The organism is Allobosea sp. 05T433, assembly GCF_056396065.1.
In genome coordinates this window covers 258,195-269,246 of sequence record NZ_JBFTKS010000005.1, presented here as the reverse complement: position 1 = coordinate 269,246, position 11,052 = coordinate 258,195, and the positions used below count along the sequence as shown (strand labels likewise).

The following is an 11,052-nucleotide window of genomic DNA, read 5'->3' as shown; positions in this document are numbered from 1 at the left end:
TAGAGCATGCCGAATGCGAAAACCGTCGCAACTTTTCGCAGCATGCTAGGCGGGCGCAGCGAGACGCAAGTCAGGCACGGGCGGGCGTCCGTCCCCGGAAAGGGCAGGGGCGGCGGCGAGGGTGAGGATGTCGCCAAGGGGAGCTGATGTCCTGCTCCGATGACAGGCGGCTGCTCTCCGGCACCCTGCCATCATCCAAGCTCTTCTCTCCTCCCAGAGAGACGAAGGGACATGAGCTCCCCCGGGCAGTCTCCTCACTTCAGCGCGCAATCCTTCGCATGCGGGTCGGCATAGTCCGAGAACACCTTCTGCGCGATCTCGGTCTGGAACTTGCCGTCGGCGCGCTTGGCGACCTTGACCAGATAGAAGTCCTGGATCGGGTAGCCATTGCTGTTGAACTTGAAGTTGCCGCGCAGCGACTTGAAGTCGGCCTTCCGGATCGCGGCCCGCAGCTTGTCCTTGTCGGCCGTGCCGCCGGCACCCTTGACCGCCGAGTCGATCAGCAAGGCGGCATCATAAGCCTGCATGGCGTAGGAGCCGGGGACGATCTTGTAGGCAGCCTCGTAATCCGCGACGAACTTCTTGTTCTGCGGATTGTCCATATTGGGCGCCCAGGTCATGCCGCCGAAGAGGCCGACCGCAGCGTCCTGCTGTGCCGGCAGGGTCGATTCATCGACCGTGAAGGCGGAGAGGAACGGGATCTTGCCCTGCAGGCCGGCCTGCGACCACTGCTTGACCAGATTGACGCCGAGACCGCCCGGCATGAAGGCGAAGACGACGTCGGGCTTGGCCGAGGCGATCTTGGCGAGCTCCGCCGAGAAATCGAGCTGGTTCAGCGGGACATAGACCTCGTCGACCACCTCGCCCTTGAAGTAGTTCTTGAAGCCGGCGAGCGAGTCCTTACCCGCCTGGTAGTTCGGCGCCATGATGTAGGCGCGCTTGAAGCCCTGGTCCTGAGCGTATTTGCCGAGCACCTCGTGGACCTGGTCGTTCTGGTACGAGGTCACGAAGAAGTTCTGGTGGCAGGCCTTGCCTGCAAGCGTCGAAGGGCCGGCATTCGGGCTGATCAGCACCGCGCCGGAGTCCAGGACTGGCTTGGCGATGGCGCCCAGAATGTTCGAGAAGACCGGTCCGACGACGAAATCGACCTTGCCGCCCTCGACGAAGCCGCGAACCTTGCCGACCGCGACATCGGGCTTGAGCTCGTCATCGATCACCGTGATCTGCACCGGCCGTCCGCCGAGCTTGCCGCCCATCTGGTCGACTGCGAGCTGGAAGCCGTCGCGCAATTGCTGGCCAAGGGCTGCCTGCGGGCCGGAAAGAACGCTGACGACGCCGATCTTGATCGGCTCCTGGGCCTGTGCGCCGGCAACTCCCAGCGCGACGAGCGCCGTGCCGATAGACAATGCGAGTTTGAGCTTCATGTCCGATGTCCTCCCGGGACCTGCAAGGAGCCTACTGGCCGGCGGAGATCCCCATCCCCTTCCGGCTCGTATGGTCCTCATTTTGTTTCAAGCTTAAAATATCTGCAAGAGGCTTTGATGCTGAATCGTTCGGGGCGTCATGCCGCCTCCGTCATTCCCGTCAGCCGAAGTCTCGATCCGGCTGCCGGGGTGACGTTAGGATAAGTTGGCCTGCGCGCTCAGGCCTGCACGCCGTCGACATACCAGTCCATCTTCGACAGCATCTCGTCGGGGGCGGTCTCGCCGGCCTTGAGGCGCAGCACGCCCTTCTGGTCCTTGAGCTCGCCGGTGAAGGGGTGGAGCGTGCCGGCAACGATGCCCTTCTGGACTTCTTCCGCGCCTGCGCGTGCGGCTGGCGTCATCGCGGGATTGAACGGGGCGAGCTTGACGAAGCCGTCCTTGATCCCGCCCCAGACGTCGCCCGACTTCCAGCTGCCGTCCATGACGTCCTTGACGCGCTTGATGTAGTAGCCCGACCAGTCGTCGACGATCGCCGAGAGATGCGCCTTGGGCGCGAAGGCGCTCATGTCGGACGCCTGGCCGAAGGCGAAGACGCCGCGCTGCTCGGCCGCCTGCAGGGCGGCGGGGCTGTCGGTATGCTGGGTGATCACATCGGCGCCCTGGTCGATCAGCGCCTTGGCGGCGTCGGCTTCCTTGGCCGGGTCGTACCAGGTCGAGGCCCAGATGACCTTGGTCTTGAAGTTCGGGTTGACCTTGCGGGCGGCGAGCGTGAAGGCGTTGATGCCCATCACGACCTCCGGAATCGGGAAGGAGGCGATGTAGCCGGCCTGGCCGCTCTTCGACATGTGGCCCGCGATCGTGCCGATCACGGCGCGGCCCTCGTAGAAGCGGGCATTGTAGGTCGCGACGTTCTCGGCGCGCTGATAGCCGGTGGCGTGCTCGAATTTCAGCTTCGGGAACTGCTTTGCGACCTGGATGGTCGGGTTCATGAAACCGAAGGAGGTCGCGAAGATCAGCTGGTTGCCGGCCTGCGCCAGCTGGCGCAGCGCGCGCGCCGCATCCGGCCCCTCAGCGACGTTCTCGATGAAGCTGGTCTTGATCTTGTCGCCATACTGCTTCTCGAGCGCCTTGCGGCCCTGATCATGCGTCCAGCTCCAGCCGTGATCGCCGATCGGACCGACATAGATGAAGCCGACACCCAGTGGCGCCTGCGCAAAGGCGCTGCGGCCGAGCAGGGGCAGGGCGGACGCCGCGGCGCCGCCGGCAACGAGCGTGCGGCGGGTGATCATGGATGACATGGTTGTTCTCCCCACGGGGTTGGCGGCGCCGTCAGGACGCCGAGAAGGGTTTGCCGAGACATGCGGGCGCGTCGAGCCGGCCCGTCTTGCGACCGAGCGACATCATCGTCAGAACCAGGATTGTCGCAAGATAGGGGGCCATCGCCAGCACCTCCGGCGCGAGCCAGGTGATGCCGGCAGCCTTGGCCTGAAGCTCGAAGGTCATCACCGCGCCGAAGAGATAGGCCCCGAGCAGGAGCCGGCCGGGTTTCCAGGCGGAGAAGACGACGAGCGCGAGCGCGATCCAGCCGCGCCCGGCGGTGAGGCGGTCAGCCCACATCGGCGTCAGCGCCAGCGAGAAATAGGCGCCGCCGAGGCCCGCCAGCGCGCCGCCGAAGGCGATCGCCGCATAGCGGATGCCAATGACGGGATAGCCGATGGCATGGGCCGATGCGTCATTCTCGCCGACCGCCCGCAGGATCAATCCGGCGCGCGTCCTGCGCAGGAAGAGGCTCACGCCGAGAACCAGGGCAAGCGAGAGATAGACGATGATGTCGTGCCCGAAGAGCGCACGCAGCCAGGGATGGCTGGAAAGCGCTTCGGGAAACAGGGGCCCCAGACGATCGATCGTGCGGCCGACAAAGCCGGCGCCGATCAGCGAGGAGGCGCCGACGCCGAAAATCGTCAGCGCCAGGCCCGTCGCGACCTGGTTCGCGGTCAGGCTGAGCGTCAGCACGGCGAAGATCATCCCGGTTGCGATGCCGGCGATAACGGAGGCAATGAGGCCGAGCGCAACGCTGCCGGTGCTGAAGGCGACCGCGAAACCGGCGACGGCCCCGGTCAGCATCATGCCCTCGACACCGAGATTGAGCACGCCCGACTTCTCGACGACGAGCTCGCCGAGCGCCGCGAGCAGGATCGGTGTCGACGCTGCGACGAGCGTCATGATGATCGAGACCAGGATGACGCTGTTCATCGCGGCACCACTTTCGCCGGCCTCGCCCGGAAGGCGATGCGATAACGGACCAGCACATCGGTCGCGAGCAGGAAGAACAGCAGCATCGCCTGGAACATGCCGGTCGCGGCCTGGGGCAGACGCACGGTCGTCTGGGCGATCTCGCCGCCGACATAGGTTGCCGCCAGAACGACGCCGCCGAGCACGATGCCCAGCGGGTGCAGGCGGCCGAGGAAGGCGACGATGATGGCGGTGAACCCGTAGCCGACCGGGAACTGCGGGGTAAGCTGGCTGAACGGGCCTGCAGCCTCGAAGATGCCGGCAAGACCCGCAAGGCCGCCGCCGATCAGCAACGTCACCCAGGTCGTCCGTTCGGCGCTGAAGCCGCCGTGACGCGCCGCAGCCGGTGCGAGCCCGACAACCTTCACCGCATAGCCCGCGGTCGTCTTCTCCAACACCAGCCAGGCAATGACGGCAATGACGAGTGCGAGCGGAATGCCGAGATGGACGAGCGTCTCGGGGATGACGACCGGCAGCGTCTGATCGGCCGTGAACATCCGCGTCTGCGGGAAGTTGAAGCCGTCCGGATCCTTCCACGGGCCGCGCACGAGATAATACAGCACCTGCACCGCGACATAGGTCAGCATCAGGCTGGTCAGGATTTCGCTGACCTGAAGCCTGACGCGCAGCAGCGCCGGGACCGCAGCCCAGGCCATGCCGCCGAGGATGCCGGCTAGAGCCATGGCCGGCAGGATCCACCAGCCGCTCATCTCATAGGTGGCGAGGGCAACGCCGGTGCCGGCGATGGCGCCCATGATGTACTGGCCCTCGGCGCCGATATTCCAGACATTGGCGCGAAAACCGATGGCGAGGCCGAGCGCGATCATCACCAGCGGCGCCGCCTTGACGCCGAGATCCGGCCAGCGATGCGGCTCGAGGAAGGGTACGAGAAAGAAGTCGAAGACCGCGGTCAGCCCGTCATAACCCATCGCCGTGAAGACCAACGCGCCGGTCGCCATGGTGAGCGCGATCGCGATCAGCGGGCTCAGATAGAGCATCGCCCGGCTTGGTTCGCGGCGGCGGCGCCATTCAAGCATGAAGCGGCGCTCCTTCGGGCTGGGCTGCGCCGTGAATGCCGCCCATCATCAGGCCGATCTCGTCGATCGCGAGCTCCGCGACCGGGCGGGGCGGCGAGAGCCGGCCCTCGTTGATGACGCTGAGCCGGTCTGCCAGCTCGAGCAGTTCATCGAGGTCCTGCGAGATCACCACGACCGCAGAGCCCTTCGCCGCCAGATCGACCAGCGCCTGCCGGATCGCCGCTGCGGCGCCCGCATCGACCCCCCAGGTCGGCTGCGAGACCACGAGGACACCTGGTTCCTGGCCGATCTCGCGGCCCATGATGAATTTCTGCAGATTGCCGCCGGACAATGAGCGGGCCGGAGAGCCTGGACCGGTGGTGCGCACATCGAACCGGCCGATGACGGCCTGGGCGAAGCGCCGAACCGCTCCGAGGCGGATAAAGCCGCGAGGTGCCAGTGGCAGCCGGTAGCGCGCCGTCAGGATGGCATTCTCGGCCAGCGAGAAATCCGGCACGGCGGCGTGTCCGTTGCGCTCCTCCGGAACGCAGGCGAGGCCGGCGCTGCGCCTCTCGCCCGCTCCCTCGCTGCCGACGGGCTTGCCGTCGAGCATGATGGCGTTCGGCACCGCACTGAGGCGCTCGCCGGACAGCGCGCCGAGCAGCTCGGCCTGGCCATTGCCGGCGACGCCGGCGATGCCGAGGATCTCGCCGGCCCGTGCCTCGAAACTGATGTCGCGCAAGCTCGTGCCGAAAGGCGGTTCGCCGGGCAGGGAGAGACCAGACACGATCAGTCGGCGCTTGCCGATCCTGCCGGAATGGGCGTTCTCGATCTGCCGCAATTCGGCGCCGATCATCAGCTCGGCCATGCGCCGTGTCGTCTCCTGCCGCGGGTCGCAGGTCGCGACGACCCGGCCGGCGCGCAGGATCGTGGCGGTGTCGCACAAGGCTTTGATCTCGTGCAGCTTGTGGCTGATGTAGAGGATCGAGCAGCCTTCGGACGCGATCTGCCGCAAGGTCTCGAACAGACGCTCGACCTCCTGCGGTGTCAGGACCGAAGTCGGCTCATCCATGATCAGGAGCTTCGGCTTCTGCAGCAGGCAGCGGACGATCTCGATGCGCTGCCGTTCGCCGACCGAGAGCGTATGGACCTCGCGCTCGGGATCGAGCGGCAGCGAATAGCTCTGCAGAACCTTGGCGACGCGGGTCTTCAGCTCCTCGCGATCCACGGCCTCGTCGAGGCCGAGCGCGATGTTCTCGATCACGGTCATCGCGTCGAACAGCGAGAAATGCTGGAAGACCATGCCGATGCCGAGCCGCCGCGCCGCCTTGGGCGAGGGGACCGAAACAGGCCGGCCATCCCAGGAGATGCTGCCCGAATCGGCCTGCTGAACGCCGTAGATGACCTTGACCAGCGTCGACTTGCCCGCTCCGTTCTCGCCGAGCAGGGCGTGGATCTCGCCGGGCTTCACGCTGAAGCTGATGTCGTCATTGGCTTTCACGCCGGGAAAGCTCTTGGAGATGCCCGACAGCACGAGCCGGGGCGGCGTATCCGTCCTGTCATGCGGCGACGCCGTCATCTCCTGCCCTTCTCCCCGGACCCTGTCGGCCCTGCGCCACGCTTTGCCCGGAAGCCTGTTGCTTGGCAAGCAAGCTCCGCACCAGTTCGGCTGCCGTCAAGGCGGCGATGACCTCAGGGCGCTTGTCGTCCACATCATCCCCGCCGATCGGGCAGGTCAGGCGCGCCAGGGCATCGCTTGCAGGGTGCCGGCGGCGGAAGCTGGCAGCGAAGCGAGCGCGCTTCGTCGCCGAGCCTATCATGCCGACATAGGCGGCATCCCCGCGCAGGAGCGCAGCCTCGGTCAGCCGGTAGTCGAGCGCATGGCTGTGCGAAAGGATCACGAAGGCGGTGCCGGGCTGGGCCGATGTGATCGCCTCGACCGGGTCGTCCAGTCGTAGCGGTGCGACACCAACGGGAAGATCGTGCATCTGGGCTTCGCGGTCGTCGATCAGAATGACCGTCAGCGGCAGGCGCATGAGGGCCTCGGCAAGCGCGCGCCCGGTATGGCCGGCGCCGAGGATGAGGACGGCAGGCTGCGCTGCGCACCTTGCCGCTTCGGCGGCCTGGAGAGTCGCGAGATGGCACGGCCTGGCCCGCTCCAGCACGACACCGACCCGGCCGCCGCAGCACTGGCCCATTTGCGGCCCAAGCGGAATATCGAGGCGTCGCGAGGTCTCGCCGCTCGCCAGCATCTCAAGGGCGATGTCGGCGCAGTGGAATTCGAGCTGGCCGCCGCCGATCGTCCCGGAATTGCCCTCGGGGGTGACGACCATCGTCGCGCCGGTTTCGCGTGGGGTCGATCCTTCGGCGCGCTCGATGCTGACAAGGATGGCGCCTTGCTCGAGATGGGCTTCGAGGAAAGTCGCCAGCCCGGTCATGGCGCCGCGCCCCGTACCTGTTCCCGCATGCGGTCGACCGCATCGAGTACACGCTCCGGCGTCGCCGGCGCGTCGAGACGGGGACAGAAGCGATGATTGCCGACGCTCGCGACCGCGTCCGACAAGGCGTGGAGCACGCTGATCGCCAGCATCAGCGGCGGCTCCCCGACCGCCTTGGAACGGTGGATCGTCGGCTCGCGATTGGGGGCGTTCTCGAGCAGGTCGACATTGAAGATCCGCGGCCGGTCGGAGGCGACGGGGATCTTGTAGGTCGAGGGCGCATGGGTCTTGAGCCGGCCGTTGTCGTCCCACCAGAGTTCCTCGGTGGTGAGCCAGCCCATGCCCTGCACGAAGCCGCCCTCGATCTGGCCCTTGTCGATCGCCGGGTTCAGCGAGGTGCCGCAATCATGCAGGATGTCGACCCGCTCGACCTTGTATTCGCCGGTGAGCGTGTCGATCGCGACTTCGGCCGCAGCCGCGCCATAGGCGAAATAATAGAACGGGTGGCCACGCCCGGCCTTGCGATCCCAATGGATCTTCGGCGTCGCGTAGAAGCCGGTCGCCGAGAGCTGGACGCGGGCCATGTAGGCTGCCGCGACGAATTCGGCGAAACTCATCTCCTGCGTGCCGATCCTGATCCGGCCCGGCAGGAAGGCAATCTCCTCGGCTGAAACCTCCCAGCGCTTCGACGCGAAGGCGATGAGCCGCGCCTTGATCGTCTCGCAGGCATCGAGCGCGGCCATGCCGTTGAGATCGGAGCCGGAGGAGGCGGCTGTCGCCGAGGTGTTCGGCACCTTTCCGGTGGTCGTCGCGGTGATCTTGATCCGGTCGAGGCCGATCCCGAAAGCCTGCGCCACGACCTGCGCCACCTTCACATAGAGGCCCTGGCCCATCTCGGTACCGCCATGGTTCAGCGCCACCGTGCCGTCCGTGTAGACATGCACCAGGGCGCCTGCCTGATTGTACCAGGTCGCGGTGAAGGAGATGCCGAACTTGACCGGGGTCAGCGCGATGCCACGCTTGATGACCGGGCTCTTGCGGTTGGCCTCACGGATCCCCGCCTGGCGCGCGCGGTAATCGCAACGCCGTTCAAGTTCGGCGATCACGTCGCCGGCGATATTGTCCTCGACCTGCTGGTGATAGGGCGTGATGTCGCGACCGACCGCGCCATAGAGATTGCGCCTGCGGATCTCGAGCGGGTCGAGCCCGGTCGCGAAAGCAACCTCCTCGATGAAGCGTTCCGCTCCGACCATGCCCTGGGGGCCGCCGAAGCCGCGAAAGGCCGTGTTCGAAACGGTGTTGGTCCGCAGGGGCTGCGAACGTCCGCGCACCGCCGGGTAGAAATAGCAATTGTCCATGTGGAACAGCGCGCGGTCGGTGACCGGGCCCGAGAGATCGGCGTTCCAGCCGCAGCGCGCCGCATAGACCGCGTCCACCGCGTGAATATGCCCCTCGTCATCGAAGCCGATCTCGTAATCGACCACGAAATCATGGCGTTTGCCGGTGATGACCATGTCGTCGTCGCGGTCGGGCCGGAGCTTTACCGGGCGCTTCAGCTTGCGGGCAGCGAGCGCGGCGACGCAGGCGAAGAGATTGGCCTGCGTCTCCTTGCCGCCAAAGCCGCCGCCCATGCGCCGGACCTCGATGGTGACGGCGTGGGAGCCGACGGCGAGCACCTGCGCGACCATGTGCTGGACTTCGCTCGGATGCTGCGTCGAGGACAGCACCAGCATGTCTTCGTCCTCGCCGGGGATGGCGAGCGCGATCTGGCTCTCCAGATAGAAATGATCCTGCCCGCCGATCTCCATCGACCCCTTGAGCCGGCGCGGGCTGGCAGCAAGCGCTTCCGCGACATCGCCGCGCTCCAGCTTCAGCGGGTCGGTGACAAGCTCGCCGCCGGCCGCGCGGGCCGCTGCGACATCCAGCAGCGGAGCGGCTTCCTCATAGGCCGCCTTGGCCAGCGCGGCGGCGCGGCGCGCCAGATCCCGGGTTTCCGCGATAACCGCGAAAAGCGGTTGGCCGTGATGCAGGATATTCTGCGTCGTGAAGACAGGCTCGTCATGTCGATGCGTCGAGCTGATGTCGTTCGCGCCCGGAATATCCTCGGCCGTCAACACGGTGAGAACGCCGGGGGCCGTGCGCACGGCCGCGAGGTCGAGCGATATCAGCCGCCCATGCGCGACCTGGGAAAGGCCGAGATAGGCATGCGCAAGGCCGGCCGGCTCGGCGATATCGTCGATATAGAGGGCTTCACCCGCGACATGCTTGGCGGCGGAATCATGATTGCTGGTCCGGCCGAGCGGCCCGGCCACGACCTCGGTCTCAAGCCGTTTGCGCGCGTCAGCCATGGGCAGCCTCCGCAAGCAGGCCCGCGACGCGCGTGTCGACGTCAAGCGCCGTCGTTTCGATCAGGAACCGGCGCAGGAGATTGCCGGCCACCTTCAGCCGGTACGCCGCCGAGGCGCGCATGTCGGTCAGCGGTGTGAAATCCCGGGGCAGGGCGGCGATGGCGGCAGCGACCGCAGCCTCGTCCCAATCCCTCCCGAGCAGCGCGGCTTCCGCGGCGGCGGCCCGTTTCGGGATACCGGCCATGCCGCCATAGGCGAGCCGTGCCTCGCTCACCCGATTGGCTTCGTCGAGATGCAGCAGGAAGGCGCCGCACACCGCCGAGATATCCTCGTCGAAGCGCTTTGAGATCTTCGAAATGTGGAACAGAGCGTCATTCTGCAGTTTCGGCACCAGCACGGCCTCGACGAATTCGCCTGGCTTCCGGTCCTGGCTGCGATAGTCGAGGAAGAAGGCTTCCAGCGGCAGCGCGCGTCGCTCGCTGCCGCGCCGCAGCAGCAGCGTTGCACCAAGCGCAATCAACGCAGGCGGTAGATCGCCGATCGGTGAGCCATTGGCGATATTGCCGCCGATCGTCCCGGCATTGCGCACCTGCTCGCCGCCGAAGCGGCGCATCAGCTCGTCGAGCTGCGGCGAGAGCACCGCGAGTGCCGTGCGGACATCGATATGGTTCGCCATGGCGCCGATGCGCAGATGATCGCCCTCGTCGCTGATTGGACGCAGGTCCTCGACGCGGCCGAGATGGATGATGGTTTGCGGCTGCTGCATCCCCTTGGTGATCCAGAGACCGACATCGGTCGCGCCGGCGACGAGAACGGCCTCGGGATGGGAGATGACGAGATCGGCGAGGGCATCGGCCGTCGCCGGCGACAGGAAGCGTCGCGTGCCATGGGCGAGTGTCAGCGTCTCCTGATCCGCGAAAGCGTGCAGCCGGGCGGCGATGCCGGGCACCGAAAGCGCGAAGCGATCCTGCGTCCGGTCGGCGTGTTCGTAGAGGCGACGGGCCGCGGTAATGATCGGCTCGTAGCCGGTACAGCGGCAGAGATTGCCCGCGAGCGCGTCCTCGATTCGCCCCAGCTCCGGCGCCGGCTCGTTCAGCCAGAGCGCAAGGAGCGACATCACGAAGCCCGGCGTGCAGAAGCCGCATTGCGAGCCGTGGCAATCGACCATCGCCTGCTGCACCGGGTGCAGACGGCCGTCCGCGCCCTTCAGGTGCTCGATGGTGAGCAGATGGCAGCCATCGAGCGTCGGCAGGAAGCGGATGCAGGCGTTGATCGCCTCATAACGCAATCGGCCGCCGTCGAGTCGTCCGACGACGACGGTGCAGGCTCCGCAATCGCCTTCGGCGCAGCCTTCCTTCGTGCCGGTCCGGCGGCGCTCGAGGCGCAGCCAGTCGAGCAGCGTCTGGGTCGGATCGCTGGACGCGATCTCGACCAGCTCATCGCCGTAGAGGAAGCGCACTATCTCACGCATGGCGGCCCGGCCGCTCACAGATCCAAATCATGCCTCCAGATTAGGCATGTTCGACGCTTGGCC

At 66.6% G+C, this 11,052-nt stretch carries 8 protein-coding genes; all 8 read right to left on the bottom strand.

Annotation, left to right across the window (positions count from 1 at the left end):
* Positions 1-254: 254 nt before the first annotated feature.
* The gene (locus AC1DGP_RS09390) at positions 255-1,424 is read right to left on the bottom strand and encodes an ABC transporter substrate-binding protein (RefSeq protein WP_113515589.1); all 1,170 of its coding nucleotides are present in this window, start codon (positions 1,422-1,424) and stop codon (positions 255-257) included.
* A 218-nt stretch (positions 1,425-1,642) separates the two neighbouring features.
* Complete coding sequence (locus AC1DGP_RS09385; RefSeq protein WP_441506668.1) at positions 1,643-2,713, bottom strand: BMP family ABC transporter substrate-binding protein; 1,071 nt, start codon at positions 2,711-2,713, stop codon at positions 1,643-1,645.
* A 40-nt stretch (positions 2,714-2,753) separates the two neighbouring features.
* The gene (locus AC1DGP_RS09380) at positions 2,754-3,677 is read right to left on the bottom strand and encodes an ABC transporter permease (RefSeq protein ID WP_441506643.1); all 924 of its coding nucleotides are present in this window, start codon (positions 3,675-3,677) and stop codon (positions 2,754-2,756) included.
* On the bottom strand, positions 3,674-4,753 hold the full coding sequence (locus AC1DGP_RS09375) for an ABC transporter permease (protein WP_476832033.1): 1,080 nt from the start codon (positions 4,751-4,753) through the stop codon (positions 3,674-3,676). Before AC1DGP_RS09375 ends, AC1DGP_RS09380 begins: the two co-directional genes overlap by 4 nt.
* Positions 4,746-6,311, bottom strand: a complete 1,566-nt coding sequence (locus AC1DGP_RS09370) for an ABC transporter ATP-binding protein (RefSeq protein ID WP_441506641.1) — start codon at positions 6,309-6,311, stop codon at positions 4,746-4,748. Before AC1DGP_RS09370 ends, AC1DGP_RS09375 begins: the two co-directional genes overlap by 8 nt.
* A complete protein-coding gene (gene xdhC / locus AC1DGP_RS09365) occupies positions 6,292-7,170 on the bottom strand; it encodes a xanthine dehydrogenase accessory protein XdhC (protein WP_476832032.1) in 879 nt (292 codons plus the stop codon). The genes AC1DGP_RS09370 and xdhC overlap by 20 nt, the downstream gene beginning before the upstream one ends.
* Positions 7,167-9,518, bottom strand: a complete 2,352-nt coding sequence (xdhB, locus tag AC1DGP_RS09360; protein ID WP_441506639.1) for a xanthine dehydrogenase molybdopterin binding subunit — start codon at positions 9,516-9,518, stop codon at positions 7,167-7,169. The genes xdhC and xdhB overlap by 4 nt, the downstream gene beginning before the upstream one ends.
* Positions 9,511-10,989 (bottom strand): xanthine dehydrogenase small subunit, encoded by a 1,479-nt coding sequence (xdhA, locus tag AC1DGP_RS09355; RefSeq protein ID WP_476768484.1) that lies wholly within the window; start codon positions 10,987-10,989, stop codon positions 9,511-9,513. The genes xdhB and xdhA overlap by 8 nt, the downstream gene beginning before the upstream one ends.
* Between the last annotated feature and the right edge of the window lie 63 nt (positions 10,990-11,052).